Genomic DNA, 14,187 nt, shown 5'->3' on the forward strand with positions numbered 1-14,187 from the left:
CGGCTTACACCAGGTCGTTCTCCACCGCCCACACCGCGGCCTCGACCCGCGAACGCATGCCGAGCTTGTGCAGCACCCGCTTGACATGGACCTTCACCGTGCCTTCGGTGATGTCCAGCTTTCGCGCGATCATCTTGTTGCTGTAGCCGTGGGCGATCTGGCGGAGGATCTGCCGTTCGCGCTCGGTCAGCTCGTCGAGGCTCTTCGAGCGGTCGTCGCCCCGCAGGGCCTGGGCGAGGATCTGGGTCAACTGCGGGCTGAGGGTCATCTGTCCGGTGGCGGCCTGGCGGATGTGCTCGAGCAGGCGCTCCGGCTCCATGTCCTTGAGCAGGTAGCCGTCGGCGCCGGCGCGCAGGACGTTGACCACGTCGCCCTTGTCGTCGGACACGGTGAACACCACGATGCGTGCGTCGACTCCGGCCTCGCGCAACGCGCGCAGGGTGTCCAGGCCGTTCATGCCCTTCATGTTCAGGTCCAGCAGGATCATGTCCGGGTCCAGCTCGGCGGCCAGGTGCAGGGCTTCCTCGCCGCTGCCGGCCTCGCCGACCACGCTGAGGTCGTCTTCCAGTTCGAGCAACTGGGCGACGCCCTTGCGCATCATCGGATGGTCGTCCACCAGCAGCAGGCGAACCGGTTCGTCGGCGGTGGCTGGCATGTCCGTCATGGGGTCGGCTCCTTGGCGGCGGAGGGTTGCAGGGCGGTCGGCACGAAGCTGAAGAGCACTCGCGTGCCGTGGGGCGCGCGCGCTTCGAAGCGTAACTGGCTGCCGAGGGTCTGGCCGCGCTCCTGCATGATGGTAAGCCCATAGTGGCCGCTGCGGTTCTGCTGCGGATCAAAGCCGACGCCATCGTCCTCGACGGCGATGCTCACCTGGCCGTCGGCCTGGCTGCTCAGGCGCACCCAGGCCCGTTGCGCCTGCGAATGGCGAACCACGTTGGAGAGCGCCTCGCGGACGATCTGCAGGACGTGGATTTCCTCGTTGGGGCTCAGCGGCACGTGTTGCAGGCGGTTGTCCAGTTCGATCGCCACCTCGCCGCGCTCGCCGAACTCGGCCACGGCGTTCCCCAGCGCGGCTTCCAGGCTCGGCTCGTCGAGGCTGAGGCGGAAGGTGGTGAGCAGTTCGCGCAGTTGCCGGTAGGCGCCGTTGAGGCCTTCGCGCAGTTCGTCGAGGGTGTCCTCGATCTTCTCCGCCGGCGCCTCGCGCTTGAGCAGGGTGCCCAGGCGGCTGACCTGGATCTTCAGGTAGGACAGCGACTGTGCCAGCGAGTCGTGCAGTTCACGGGCGATGGTGCCGCGCTCGGCGAACAGGGCCAGGCGGCTTTCCTGTTCCTGTTGCAGGGACAGGGCGAAGGTGCGGGCGATGTTGTCGCAGAAGGTCTCGATCAGTTGCTGCTGCCAGTTCTCCAGGCGGCCGCTGCGGCTTTCGATGAACAGTTCGCCGAAACGGTGGCCGGCGATGGACAGGGGCTGCATCAGCAATGGCTGGGCCAGGGACGAGGGTTGGTCGCAGGCGCTGGCCTGCTCGCGGCAGCTACCGCAGTCGCCCTGCAGGCAGAAGTCCGCCGGGCGCTCGGTGGTGGTCAGCGAACTGTAGGCGCGCTCGACCCCGTCCTTGTTCAGGCAGAGGGTCACGCGGCCGGCGTCTAGCACTTTCTCCAACTGGTTCAGCAGCGGTTGCAGGGTGCGGCTGTCGTAGGGGTTCTCGCCCAGCCGGCGGGCGCTGGCGTAGAGCAGTTCGAGGCGCTGGTGGCTCTGCGAGAGGGCGCGGGTCTTGTCCTCCACGCGCTCTTCCAGGTCGCCGTAGATGCTCTTCAGCTCGCCGGCCATCTGGTTGAAGCGCTCGCCCAGTTGCGCCAGTTCGTCCTCGCCGCTGTAGGTGACCCGCGCGTCCAGCTCGCCGCGGCCCAGGCGGCGGGCGGTGCTGGTGAGTTCGCGCAGCGGGCCGATGACGTGGTAGCTGAGGTCGTAGAGGGTGACGAACACCACCAGCAGGCTGAGGAACAGGCACAGGCCCTGCACCGTGCTGAGCAGTTGCGAGCGGCGCTCGGCCTTGGCCTGGAGGATGCCGACGAAACGGTCGATGTCGCCGACGTAGGCGTCCAGCACGGCGCGTCCGGGCAGCGCGCGCGGGTCCAGGCGCGCCAGGCCCTCGCGCAGCTCCTGGTGCAGCTGGCGGATCGGGTCGTCGGCGTCCTGGCGTTGCAGCAGGCGGCGGATGTCGCCGCTGTCGAGGCGTTCGCCGAGGGTCCCGAGCAGCGCCTGGCGGCCTTCCAGGCTGGGCTCCAGGGCGACCCGGTAGGTGAGCATGCGCAACGAGCCGGCGTGGTTGATCACCGCGGCGTCCTGGTGCGTGTAGTCGGCGAAGAGCAGGGCGCTGAACATCCCGATCAGCGCCAGCGATACCAGCAGGGTGAGGTAGCAGCCGAAGCGGACTACCAGGGAGCGGCGCAGGATCGGCTTTCCGGCCCTGTCACTACCTCCAAAGAATCTGTCCCGCTGGTCAGCGTCCGGCGCGGTCGCCTTGCTCATGTGAAAAGCCTTTTAAAACAGTGGGTTGCGCAATAATTCAGACCATACCTCTTTCGAGGTAGGGGCGCGCATCTAGGCACGGAACGGCCGGTATTTCATTGATTCCTATCAAATTTGCATAGGAACACCTTCCCTAGGCTCTCGCTGAACGCTGTCCGTGCAGAGAGTTTAGCCATGGCTTCCCTACGTCAGAAACAGTACTCCGTCCTCGGCATGAGTACCTTGTCCTTCGCGGTGAATTTCGCCGTGTGGACGATGTTTTCGATCATCGGCATCCGCATCAAGGACGAGCTCGGCCTGAGCGAATCCCAGTTCGGCCTGATGGTCGCCCTGCCGATCCTCACCGGCTCCCTGGTGCGCCTGCCGCTGGGCCTGATCACCGACCGCTTCGGCGGCCGCATCGTGTTCTTCATCCACATGCTGCTGGTGGCCATCCCGATCTACGGCCTGGCCTTCGCCAGCCAGTACTGGCACTACCTGGTGCTCGGCCTGTTCGTCGGCCTGGCCGGCGGCTCCTTCGCGGTCGGCATCGCCTACACCTCGGCCTGGTTCGAGAAGGAGCGCCAGGGCACCGCGATGGGCATCTTCGGCGCCGGCAACGCCGGCGCGGCGATCACCAACCTGGTGGCGCCGATGATCGTGGTCGCCTTCGGCTGGCGCATGGTGCCGCAGGTCTACTCGGTGGCCATGCTGGTCACCGCCGTGCTGTTCTGGCTGTTCACCTGGACCGATCCGGCGCACCTCAAGGGTGCCGCCGAGGCCAGCCAGCGGCCGACCCTGGCCAAGCAACTGGCGCCGCTCGCCGAGCTGCGCGTCTGGCGCTTCGGTCTGTACTACTTCTTCGTCTTCGGCGGCTTCGTCGCCCTGGCCCTGTGGCTGCCGAAGTACTACATCGCCGAATACGGCCTGGACCTGAAGACCGCGTCCTTCATCACCATGCTGTTCACCCTGCCGTCCGGCCTGATCCGCGCCCTCGGTGGCTGGTTCAGCGACCACTACGGCGCGCGCTCGGTGAATTGGGGCGTGTTCTGGGTCTGCCTGGTGTGCCTGTTCTTCCTCTCCTACCCGCAGACCACCATGACCATCCACGGCATCCAGGGCGACCTCAGCCTGGGCATCGGCCTGAACGTCTGGCTGTTCACCTTCCTGGTGTTCGTCGTCGGCATCGCCCAGGGCTTCGGCAAGGCCAGCGTGTACCGGATCATCCACGACTACTACCCGAGCAACATGGGCACCGTCGGCGGCATGGTCGGGGTGATCGGCGGCCTCGGCGGCTTCTGCCTGCCGATCCTGTTCGGCTACGCCGCCGACCACATCGGCGTGCGCTCCTCCTGCTTCATGTTGCTGTTCGGCCTGACCGTGGTCTGCATGGTCTGGATGCACTACGCGATCAAGCAGCAACGCCGCATCGACGGCCAGGCCGTCTCGGCCGACGTCGACCTTCCTCCCACCCTTCCCACCCACTCCTGAGGTAATGCCGTCATGGGCATGATCGCCAATACCCAACTGAAAGCCGCACGGGGACCGCTGCTGCTCGACTGGCGCCCCGAGGACCCCGAGTTCTGGGCGCGCAACGGCAAGCGCATCGCCAGCCGCAACCTGTGGATCTCGATCCCCGCGCTGCTGCTCGCCTTCGCCGTGTGGATGATCTGGAGCACGGTGACCGTGCGCCTGAACAGCGCCGGCTTCGCCTTCAGCAACGACCAGCTGTTCCTGCTCGCGGCGCTGCCGTCGATCTCCGGCGCCACCCTGCGGGTGTTCTATTCGTTCATGGTGCCGATCTTCGGCGGCCGTCGCTGGACCGCCCTGAGCACCGCCTCGATGCTGATCCCGTGCATCTGGCTGGGCTTCGCCGTGCAGGACCCGAGTACCCCGTACTGGGTGTTCGCCCTGATCGCGCTGCTCTGCGGCTTCGGCGGCGGCAACTTCGCCTCGAGCATGTCCAACATCAGCTTCTTCTATCCGAAGAGCCAGCAGGGCACCGCCCTCGGCCTGAATGCCGGGCTCGGCAACCTCGGCGTCTCGGTGATGCAGTTCGCCGTGCCGCTGGCGGTGGCCGGCGGCCTGTTCGGCGCCTTCGGTGGCGAGCCGCAGCAGCTCGGCGACGGCGGTCGCCTGTGGCTGCAGAACGCCGGCTGGATCTGGGTGCCGTTCATCGCCGTGGTATCGGTCGCGGCCTGGTTCGGGATGAACGACATCGCCGACGCCAAGGCCTCGTTCCGCGACCAGGCGGTGATCTTCAAGCGCAAGCACAACTGGCTGATGTGCTGGCTGTACGTGGCCACCTTCGGCTCGTTCATCGGCTTCTCGGCCGGCTTCGCGATGCTCAGCAAGACCCAGTTCCCCGACATCAACCCGCTGCAATACGCCTTCCTCGGTCCGCTGGTGGGCGCCCTCAGCCGGCCCCTGGGCGGCTGGCTGGCGGACAAGTTCGGCGGCGCGCGGATCACCCTGTGGAACTACGCACTGATGATCGGCGGGGTGTTCACGGTGATCGCCTTCCTGCCGGGCGACGGCGGCCAGGGCAACTTCTTCGGCTTCCTTGGCGCCTTCATCCTGCTGTTCTTCTTCGCCGGCATCGGCAACGGTTCCACCTTCCGCATGATCCCGGTGATCTTCCGCAACGAGTGGGCCCGGCGGGTGCGCGACGGCCAGGCCGACGAAGCCGGCGCGGCGCGCAACGCGAGCATGGAGTCGGCCGCGGTGATCGGCTTCTCCGCCGCCATCGGCGCCTTCGGTGGGTTCTTCATCCCGAAGGCGTTCGGCACCTCGCTGCACATGACCGGCAGCGCCGAGGGCGCCCTCTACGTGTTCATCGCCTACTACCTGAGCTGCATCGTCGCCACCTGGTGGTGGTACGCGCGCAAGGGTGCGGAGAGTCCCTGTTGAGTCCGTCGGCAGCAGCCCGCGGCAACCCCTGATTAGCGTTGTAACGCCCGGCACAGACCGGGTGAGGAGATCAAGATGAGTCACCTGCTCGACCGCCTGCAGTTCTTCAAGAAGAAGCAGGGCGAATTCGCCGATGGCCACGGCGAGACCAGCAACGAGAGCCGCGCCTGGGAAGGTGCCTACCGGCAGCGCTGGCAGCACGACAAGATCGTGCGCTCCACCCACGGGGTGAACTGCACCGGCTCCTGCTCCTGGAAGATCTACGTGAAGAACGGCCTGATCACCTGGGAAACCCAGCAGACCGACTACCCGCGCACCCGTCCGGACCTGCCCAACCACGAGCCGCGCGGCTGCCCGCGCGGGGCCAGCTATTCCTGGTACATCTACAGCGCCAACCGCCTGAAGTACCCGAAGGTGCGCAAGCCGTTGCTCAAGCTCTGGCGCGAGGCGCGGGCGCAGCACGGCGACCCGGTGAACGCCTGGGCCAGCATCGTCGAGGACGCCGCCAAGGCGAAGAGCTACAAGAGCCAGCGCGGCCTGGGCGGCTTCGTCCGTTCCAGCTGGGACGAGGTCACCGAGATCATCGCCGCGGCCAACGTCTACACCGCCAAGACCTACGGTCCGGACCGGGTGATCGGCTTCTCGCCGATCCCGGCCATGTCGATGGTCAGCTACGCCGCCGGCGCCCGCTACCTGTCGCTGATCGGCGGGGTCTGCCTGAGCTTCTACGACTGGTACTGCGACCTGCCGCCGGCCAGCCCGCAGATCTGGGGCGAGCAGACCGACGTGCCGGAGTCGGCCGACTGGTACAACTCCAGCTACATCATCGCCTGGGGCTCCAACGTGCCGCAGACGCGGACCCCGGACGCGCACTTCTTCACCGAGGTGCGCTACAAGGGAACCAAGACCGTCTCCATCACCCCGGACTATTCCGAGGTGGCCAAGCTCACCGACCTCTGGCTCAACCCCAAGCAGGGCACCGACGCCGCGCTGGGCATGGCCTTCGGTCACGTGATCCTGAAGGAATTCCACCTCGACCGGCCGAGCGCCTACTTCGTCGACTACTGCCGCCAGTACACCGACATGCCGATGCTGGTGTTGCTGGAAGAACACGCCGGCGGCGCGTTCAAGCCGACCCGCTACCTGCGCGCCGCCGACCTGGCGGACAACCTCGGCCAGGACAACAACCCCGAGTGGAAGACCATCGCCTACGACGAGCGCAGCGGCGGGCTGGTCTCGCCCACCGGCGCCATCGGCTATCGCTGGGGCGAGTCAGGCAAGTGGAACATCGCCGAGCTGGACGGCAGGAGCGGTGACCAGACGCGCCTGCAACTGTCGCTGCTCGATGGCCCGGAACATGCCTGCGAGGTGGCCTTCCCGTATTTCGCCGGGCAGGAGCACCCGCACTTCAAGGGCGTCGCCAACGACGAGGTACTGCTGCGCCGGGTGCCGTTCCGCGAGATCGTCGCGGCGGACGGCAAGCGCCTGCGGGTGGCCACCGTCTACGACCTGCAGATGGCCAACTACAGCATCGACCGCGGCCTGGGCGGCGACAACGTGGCGACCTCCTACGAGGACGCCGACACGCCCTATACCCCGGCCTGGCAGGAGCGCATCACCGGCGTTCCGGCGGCGCGCGCGACGCAGGTCGCCCGCGAGTTCGCCGACAGCGCCGACAAGACCCGCGGCAAGGCGATGGTGATCATCGGCGCGGCGATGAACCACTGGTACCACATGGACATGAACTACCGCGCGGTCATCAACATGCTGATGATGTGCGGCTGCATCGGCCAGAGCGGCGGCGGCTGGGCGCACTATGTCGGCCAGGAGAAGCTGCGCCCGCAGACCGGCTGGGCGCCGCTGGCCTTCGGCCTGGACTGGAGCCGGCCGCCGCGGCAGATGAACGGCACCAGCTTCTTCTACCTGCACAGCTCGCAATGGCGCCACGAGAAGCTGTCGATGCACGAGGTGCTGTCGCCGCTGGCCGACGCCAGCCGCTTCGCCGAACACGCCCTGGACTACAACATCCAGGCCGAACGCCTCGGCTGGCTGCCGTCGGCGCCGCAACTGAACCGCAACCCGCTGCGCATCGCCGCCGAGGCCGAGGCCGCCGGCCTGCCGGTCGCCGACTACGTGGTGCGCGAACTGAAGAGCGGCGGCCTGCGCTTCGCCAGCGAATCGCCGGACGATCCGCAGAACTTCCCGCGCAACATGTTCATCTGGCGCTCCAACCTGCTGGGCTCCTCCGGCAAGGGCCACGAGTACATGCTCAAGTACCTGCTCGGGGCGAAGAACGGGGTGATGAACGATGACCTCGGCAAGGCCGGCGGTCCGCGTCCCACCGAGGTCGACTGGGTCGACGACGGTGCCGAGGGCAAGCTCGACCTGGTCACCACCCTGGACTTCCGCATGTCCTCCACCTGCATGTACTCGGACATCGTCCTGCCGACCGCTACCTGGTACGAGAAGGACGACCTCAACACCTCCGACATGCACCCCTTCATCCATCCGCTGTCGGCGGCCACCGATCCGGCCTGGGAAGCCAAGAGCGACTGGGAGATCTACAAGGCCATCGCCAAGAAGTTCTCCGCCGTCGCCGAAGGCCACCTCGGCGTGGAGCAGGACCTGGTCACGGTGCCGCTGCTGCACGACACCCCCACCGAGCTGGCGCAGCCGTTCGGCGGCGACGGCCATGACTGGAAGAAGGGCGAGTGCGAGCCGATGCCGGGACGCAACCTGCCGACGCTGCACCTGGTCGAGCGCGACTACCCGAACGTCTACCGCAAGTTCACCTCGCTCGGTCCGCTGCTGGACAAGCTGGGTAACGGCGGCAAGGGCATCGGCTGGAACACCGAGAAGGAAGTGAAGCTGGTCGGCGACCTCAACCATCGCGTCGTCGAGAGCGGCGTCAGCCAGGGCCGGCCGCGCATCGACAGCGCCATCGACGCCGCCGAGGTGGTCCTCGCCCTGGCTCCGGAAACCAACGGCCAGGTCGCGGTCAAGGCCTGGGAAGCGCTGTCGAAGATCACCGGCCGCGAGCACGCCCACCTGGCGCTGCCCAAGGAAGACGAGAAGATCCGCTTCCGCGACATCCAGGTGCAGCCGCGCAAGATCATCTCCAGCCCGACCTGGTCCGGCCTCGAGGACGAGCACGTCAGCTACAACGCCGGCTACACCAACGTCCACGAGCTGATCCCGTGGCGCACCATCACCGGTCGCCAGCAGTTCTACCAGGACCACCCGTGGATGCAGGCGTTCGGCGAAGGCTTCGTCAGCTACCGGCCGCCGGTCAACACCCGGACCACCGAGAAGCTGTTGAACAGGAAGCCCAACGGCAACCCGGAGATCACCCTGAACTGGATCACCCCACACCAGAAATGGGGCATCCACTCCACCTACAGCGACAACCTGCTGATGCTCACCCTGTCGCGCGGCGGTCCGATCATCTGGCTCAGCGAGCACGACGCGGCCAAGGCCGGGATCGTCGATAACGACTGGGTCGAGGTGTTCAACGCCAACGGCGCGGCGACCTGCCGCGCGGTGGTCAGCCAACGGGTCAAGGACGGCATGGTGATGATGTACCACGCCCAGGAACGCATCGTGAACGTACCCGGCAGCGAGACCACCGGCACCCGTGGCGGCCACCACAACTCGGTGACCCGCGTGGTGCTCAAGCCGACCCACATGATCGGCGGCTACGCCCAGCAGGCCTGGGGCTTCAACTACTACGGCACGGTCGGCTGCAACCGCGACGAGTTCGTCGTGGTGCGCAAGATGAGCAAGGTCGACTGGCTGGACGAACCCCGCCACGGCGGACTCGGCGGCGACGCCCTGCCGCAACCGCTGCCCCAGGACATTTGAGGAGAGACGCCATGAAAATTCGTTCGCAAGTCGGCATGGTGCTGAACCTCGACAAGTGCATTGGTTGCCACACCTGCTCGATCACCTGCAAGAACGTCTGGACCAGCCGCGAAGGCATGGAGTACGCCTGGTTCAACAACGTCGAGACCAAGCCCGGGATCGGCTACCCGAAGGAATGGGAAAACCAGGAGAAGTGGAAGGGCGGCTGGGTGCGCGCGGCGGACGGTTCGATCCGCCCGCGCATCGGCGGCAAGTTCCGCGTGCTGGCGAACATCTTCGCCAACCCGGACCTGCCCGAGATCGACGACTACTACGAACCGTTCGACTTCGACTACCAGCACCTGCATACCGCGCCCAAGGCCGAACACCAGCCGGTGGCGCGCCCGCGCTCGCTGGTCTCCGGGCAGCGCATGGAGAAGATCGAGTGGGGCCCGAACTGGGAGGAGATCCTCGGCACCGAGTTCGCCAAGCGGCGCAAGGACAAGAACTTCGACCAGGTCCAGGCGGACATCTACGGTGAGTACGAGAACACCTTCATGATGTACCTGCCGCGCCTCTGCGAGCACTGCCTGAACCCGGCGTGCGTGGCGTCCTGCCCGAGCGGGGCGATCTACAAGCGCGAGGAGGACGGCATCGTCCTGATCGACCAGGACAAGTGCCGCGGCTGGCGGATGTGCATCTCCGGCTGCCCGTACAAGAAGATCTACTTCAACTGGAAGAGCGGCAAGTCCGAGAAGTGCATCTTCTGCTACCCGCGCATCGAGGCCGGCCAGCCCACCGTCTGCTCGGAGACCTGCGTCGGGCGCATCCGCTACCTCGGCGTGCTGCTCTACGACGCCGACCGCATCCACGAAGTGGCCAGTTGCGAGAACGAGCGCGAGCTGTACGAGAAGCAACTGGAGATCTTCCTCGATCCGTTCGACCCGGCGGTGATCGCCCAGGCGCGCAAGGACGGGGTGGCCGACAGCGTCATCGAGGCGGCGCAGAAGTCGCCGGTGTACAAGCTGGCGATGGACTGGAAGCTGGCCCTGCCGCTGCACCCGGAATACCGCACGCTGCCGATGGTCTGGTACGTGCCGCCGCTGTCGCCGATCCAGAACGCCGCCGCCGAGGGGCACATCGGCAGCGACGGGGTGATCCCGGACGTCGAGTCGCTGCGCATCCCCGTGCAGTACCTGGCCAACCTGCTCACCGCCGGCGACACCGCGCCGGTGCTGCTGGCGCTCAAGCGCCTGCTGGCGATGCGCGCCTACAAGCGCGCCGAGCACGTCGAAGGCCGCCAGGACCTGGAGGTGCTGGCCAAGGTCGGGTTGAGCGTGGAGCAGGTGGAGGAGATGTACCGCTACCTGGCCATCGCCAACTACGAGGATCGCTTCGTGATCCCCAGCGCGCACCGCGAGGAAGCGCTTTCCGATGCCTTCGCCGAGCGTTCCGGCTGCGGCTTCAGCTTCGGCAACGGCTGTTCCGGCGGCAGCAACTCCGCCGTCAACCTGTTCGGCGGCAAGCCGACCAACCGCCGCGACGTGATCCAGGTCGTGCAGATCCAGGAGTGAGCGCCATGAACGATCACAGCCAACTGTTCCGCCTGCTCGCCCTGCTGCTCGACTATCCACGCGCCGAGCTGCGCGAGGAGAGCCTCGGCCTGCATGCGCTGATCCGCACCTGCGAACTGCCGGAAGCGCTGCGCGACGGCCTCGCGGCGCTGCTCAACGAGCTCTGCCAGGGCGACCTGCTGGACGTCCAGGCGCGCTACGACGGTCTCTTCGAGCGCGGCCGCTCGGTCTCGCTGCTGCTCTTCGAGCACGTCCACGGCGAGAGCCGCGACCGTGGCCAGGCGATGGTCGACCTGCTCGACCGCTATACCGGGGCCGGCCTGCAGATCGACGTACCGGAGCTGCCGGACTACCTGCCGCTGTACCTCGAATACCTGTCGCTGCTGCCGTTCGCGGCGGCCAGCGAAGGGCTCGCCGAAGTGGCGCACATCCTCGGCCTGCTGGCGCTGCGCCTGGAGGAACGTGGCAGCGCCTACGCGGCGATCTTCGAGGCGTTGCTGGAACTCGGCGGCGAGCGCCCGGACCTCGGCGCGTTGCGTCGCGACCAGGCCCAGGAACAGCGCGACGACAGCCTGGAGGCCATCGACCGGGCCTGGGAGGAAACCCCGGTGAGCTTCACCGACCCTGCCGGCGGTTGCCCGTCGAGCAGCGGCCGCCGTCCGACGGCGTCCACCGAACAACCATTGCAATGGGTCGCCCAGCCGGTACCGCAGATGCAGTACCGCGCGGCCCGCGAAGGAGTCTGAGCATGTCGACCAATCTTCTGTTCTTCGGGATCTATCCCTATGTCGCGCTGCTGATCTGCCTGGTCGGCAGCTGGGCGCGCTTCGACCTCTCGCAGTACACCTGGAAGGCCGGTTCCAGCCAGATGCTCAGCAAGAAGGGCATGCGGGTATACAGCAACCTGTTCCACGTCGGCGTGCTGTTCATCCTCGCCGGCCACTTCGTCGGCCTGCTGACCCCGGCCTCGGTCTACCACCACCTGATCAGCACCGAGAACAAGCAACTGCTGGCGATGGTCTCCGGCGGCTTCTTCGGCGTGCTCTGCTTCATCGGCCTGAGCGGACTGATCCTGCGCCGCCTGACCGACGCGCGGGTGCGCGCCACCGGCAACGCCTCTGACCTGATGATCCTGCTGGTGCTCTACGCCCAGCTGATCCTCGGCCTCTCCACCATCGTCGCCTCGACCCATCACATGGATGGCTCGGTGATGGTGATGCTCGCCGACTGGGCCCAGGCCATCGTCACCCTGCGTCCGCTGGCGGCGGCCGAAGCCATCGCGCCGGTGGGCCTGGTCTACAAGCTGCACGTCGGCCTGGGCCTGACCCTGTTCGTGCTGTTCCCCTTCACCCGCCTGGTGCACATCGTCAGCGCGCCGGTGTGGTACCTGGGCCGGCGCTACCAGATCGTGCGCCAGAAACGTCCTGCCTGAACCCTGGGCGGCCGGCGCATCCGGCGCCGGCCCGCCGAACCGAGGTGATCGATCATGAGTTGCTCCCACTACGAAGAACGCGTCGAGAAGGTCGAACTGCCGCAACTGAAGGTCAACGGCGTGGCCATCGGCGAAGACCTGCTGGCCCGCGAACTGCAATACCACCCGGCGGACAGCTACGCGCTGGCGCTGGAGGCCGCCTGCCGTGCGCTGATCGTCCGCCAGTTGCTCCTGCAACGGGCCGACGCGCTGGGCATCGAGGCCCGCTGCGAAGACGGCGAGACGCCGGAGGAAGCGCGCATCCGCCAATTGCTGGAGGAAGAGGTGCAGGTCCCGGAAGCCGACGAAGACGCCTGCCGGACCTGGTACGCGGCCAATCCGGGACGCCTGCTCGGCCCCTGGCGCCTGCAATTGCGCCATGTGCTGCTGGCCTGCGCGCCGGACGACCTGGAAGGCCGCGAGACGGCGCGCAAGCAGGCCGCGGAGCTGCTCGACGAGTTGCGCGGGCATCCCGAGCGCTTCGTCGACCTGGCCCGGCGTTTCTCCGCCTGTCCGTCGAAGGAGGCGGGCGGCGACCTCGGCTGGATCGAGCCGGGGCAGACCGTCCCCGAATTCGAGAAGCGCCTGCTGCGCCGCGCGCCCGGGCTGCTGGAGCATCCGCTGGAAAGCCGCTATGGCCTGCATGTGGTGGAACTGCTGGGGCGCGAGGGCGGCGAGCCGCTCGACTTCGACGCGGCCCGCGCGCAAATCGCCGCGCACCTGCAAGCGCAAGTGTTGCAGCGGGCCGTGGGGCAGTACATCGGCGTGCTGGCGGGAGACGCCTGCATCGAGGGCTTCGCCTTCGAGGGCGCGGATGGGGCGCTGGTGCAATAGGTTTCGGCGCCGTTGTTTCCCTCTTCCTCCCGCACATCAATCGGAGTACCCAGGACATGACCGACTGGATCGATGGCCAAGGCCGACAGATCGACTACCTGCGCCTGTCGGTCACCGACCGTTGCGACTTCCGCTGTGTCTACTGCATGGCCGAGGACATGCGCTTCCTGCCGCGCCAGCAGGTGCTGACCCTGGAGGAGATCGAGCGGGTCGCCCGGCTGTTCGTCGCCGGCGGCGTGCGCAAGCTGCGCCTGACCGGCGGCGAGCCGCTGGTGCGGCCCGGCATCGTCGGCCTGTGCGAGCGCCTGGCGGCACTGCCGGGGTTGCGCGAACTGTGCATGACCAGCAACGGCTCGCAACTGGTGCGCTACGCCCGGCCGTTGTACGACGCCGGCCTGTCGCGTCTCAACATCAGCCTCGACACCCTCGATCCGCTGCGCTTCCGGGCGATCACCCGCAACGGCGAGCTGGACAAGGTGCTGGCCGGCATCGACGCCGCCCAGGCCGCCGGTTTCCGCCGGATCAAGCTGAACGCGGTGGTGATGAAGGGGCGCAACGCCGATGAGGTGCCGGCGCTGGTGGACTTCGCCATCGCCCGCGGCCTGGATATCAGCTTCATCGAGGAGATGCCGCTTGGCCAGGTCGGCCGCGAACGTGGCGAGAGCTTCTGCTCCAGCGACGAAGTACGCGCGCTGATCGCCCAGCGCCACGCCTTGCTCGACAGCGCCGAGCAGAGCGGCGGGCCGGCGCGCTACGTGCGCCTGGTCGAGCATCCGCAGACACGCATCGGCTTCATCTCGCCGCACTCGCACAACTTCTGCGCCACCTGCAACCGCCTGCGCCTGACCGTCGAGGGCCGCCTGCTGCTGTGCCTCGGCCACGAGCATTCGCTCGACCTGCGCGCGCTGCTGCGCCGCCACCCGCTGCACGACGGGCCGTTGCTGGAAGCGATCGGCGAGGCGCTCCAGCGCAAGCCGGCGCGCCATGAATTCAGCGCCGCCGGCGAGGTGCAGGTGCTGCGCTTCATGAACATGAGCGGCGGCTGAGGCG

At 67.3% G+C, this 14,187-nt stretch carries 10 protein-coding genes; 8 read left to right on the forward strand and 2 right to left on the reverse strand.

The genetic code is table 11. The features are described from left to right. Nucleotides 1-4: 4 nt before the first annotated feature. Nucleotides 5-664 (reverse strand): two-component system response regulator NarL, encoded by a 660-nt coding sequence (narL, locus tag M6E97_RS02000; protein ID WP_009313427.1) that lies wholly within the window; start codon nucleotides 662-664, stop codon nucleotides 5-7. Then, nucleotides 661-2,529, reverse strand: a complete 1,869-nt coding sequence (gene narX, locus M6E97_RS02005; protein ID WP_033939647.1) for a two-component system sensor histidine kinase NarX — start codon at nucleotides 2,527-2,529, stop codon at nucleotides 661-663. The genes narL and narX overlap by 4 nt, the downstream gene beginning before the upstream one ends. 174 nt (nucleotides 2,530-2,703) lie before the next feature. Here narX and M6E97_RS02010 point away from each other — a divergent pair, with 174 nt between their 5' ends. The 8 genes from M6E97_RS02010 to moaA all read left to right on the forward strand — a co-directional run bounded on the left by M6E97_RS02010 (nucleotide 2,704) and on the right by moaA (nucleotide 14,183). Beyond that, entirely contained in the window at nucleotides 2,704-3,999 is a 1,296-nt protein-coding gene (locus tag M6E97_RS02010; RefSeq protein WP_016263131.1) for a nitrate/nitrite transporter, read from the forward strand. Between the two features lie 12 nt (nucleotides 4,000-4,011). Beyond that, on the forward strand, nucleotides 4,012-5,418 hold the full coding sequence (gene narK2, locus M6E97_RS02015; RefSeq protein WP_003092963.1) for a nitrate/nitrite transporter NarK2: 1,407 nt from the start codon (nucleotides 4,012-4,014) through the stop codon (nucleotides 5,416-5,418). A gap of 75 nt (nucleotides 5,419-5,493) precedes the next feature. Further along, nucleotides 5,494-9,279, forward strand: a complete 3,786-nt coding sequence (locus M6E97_RS02020) for a nitrate reductase subunit alpha (RefSeq protein ID WP_003092960.1) — start codon at nucleotides 5,494-5,496, stop codon at nucleotides 9,277-9,279. An 11-nt stretch (nucleotides 9,280-9,290) separates the two neighbouring features. Then, nucleotides 9,291-10,832, forward strand: coding sequence for a nitrate reductase subunit beta (gene narH / locus M6E97_RS02025; protein ID WP_003092958.1), 1,542 nt, complete (start codon nucleotides 9,291-9,293; stop codon nucleotides 10,830-10,832). A gap of 5 nt (nucleotides 10,833-10,837) precedes the next feature. Beyond that, a complete protein-coding gene (gene narJ / locus M6E97_RS02030; RefSeq protein ID WP_003092956.1) occupies nucleotides 10,838-11,578 on the forward strand; it encodes a nitrate reductase molybdenum cofactor assembly chaperone in 741 nt (246 codons plus the stop codon). Between the two features lie 2 nt (nucleotides 11,579-11,580). After that, complete coding sequence (gene narI, locus M6E97_RS02035) at nucleotides 11,581-12,264, forward strand: respiratory nitrate reductase subunit gamma (protein WP_003092953.1); 684 nt, start codon at nucleotides 11,581-11,583, stop codon at nucleotides 12,262-12,264. A gap of 54 nt (nucleotides 12,265-12,318) precedes the next feature. Then, a complete protein-coding gene (locus M6E97_RS02040; RefSeq protein ID WP_003159377.1) occupies nucleotides 12,319-13,137 on the forward strand; it encodes a peptidylprolyl isomerase in 819 nt (272 codons plus the stop codon). A gap of 56 nt (nucleotides 13,138-13,193) precedes the next feature. Beyond that, the gene (moaA, locus tag M6E97_RS02045) at nucleotides 13,194-14,183 is read left to right on the forward strand and encodes a GTP 3',8-cyclase MoaA (RefSeq protein WP_003092949.1); all 990 of its coding nucleotides are present in this window, start codon (nucleotides 13,194-13,196) and stop codon (nucleotides 14,181-14,183) included. Nucleotides 14,184-14,187: the final 4 nt, after the last annotated feature.

This window comes from Pseudomonas sp. B111 (genome assembly GCF_026428275.1).
In the GTDB taxonomy this organism is placed as follows: domain Bacteria; phylum Pseudomonadota; class Gammaproteobacteria; order Pseudomonadales; family Pseudomonadaceae; genus Pseudomonas; species Pseudomonas aeruginosa.

What these genes read in the sequence shown, in the direction of transcription:
- narI (WP_003092953.1), top strand. Translation starts at nt 11,581, where the DNA reads ATGTCGACCAATCTTCTGTTCTTCGGGATCTATCCCTATGTCGCGCTG.
- moaA (WP_003092949.1), top strand. Translation starts at nt 13,194, where the DNA reads ATGACCGACTGGATCGATGGCCAAGGCCGACAGATCGACTACCTGCGC.
- M6E97_RS02010 (WP_016263131.1), top strand. Translation starts at nt 2,704, where the DNA reads ATGGCTTCCCTACGTCAGAAACAGTACTCCGTCCTCGGCATGAGTACC.
- narL (WP_009313427.1), bottom strand. Translation starts at nt 664, where the DNA reads ATGACGGACATGCCAGCCACCGCCGACGAACCGGTTCGCCTGCTGCTG.
- M6E97_RS02040 (WP_003159377.1), top strand. Translation starts at nt 12,319, where the DNA reads ATGAGTTGCTCCCACTACGAAGAACGCGTCGAGAAGGTCGAACTGCCG.
- narJ (WP_003092956.1), top strand. Translation starts at nt 10,838, where the DNA reads ATGAACGATCACAGCCAACTGTTCCGCCTGCTCGCCCTGCTGCTCGAC.
- M6E97_RS02020 (WP_003092960.1), top strand. Translation starts at nt 5,494, where the DNA reads ATGAGTCACCTGCTCGACCGCCTGCAGTTCTTCAAGAAGAAGCAGGGC.
- narK2 (WP_003092963.1), top strand. Translation starts at nt 4,012, where the DNA reads ATGGGCATGATCGCCAATACCCAACTGAAAGCCGCACGGGGACCGCTG.
- narH (WP_003092958.1), top strand. Translation starts at nt 9,291, where the DNA reads ATGAAAATTCGTTCGCAAGTCGGCATGGTGCTGAACCTCGACAAGTGC.
- narX (WP_033939647.1), bottom strand. Translation starts at nt 2,529, where the DNA reads ATGAGCAAGGCGACCGCGCCGGACGCTGACCAGCGGGACAGATTCTTT.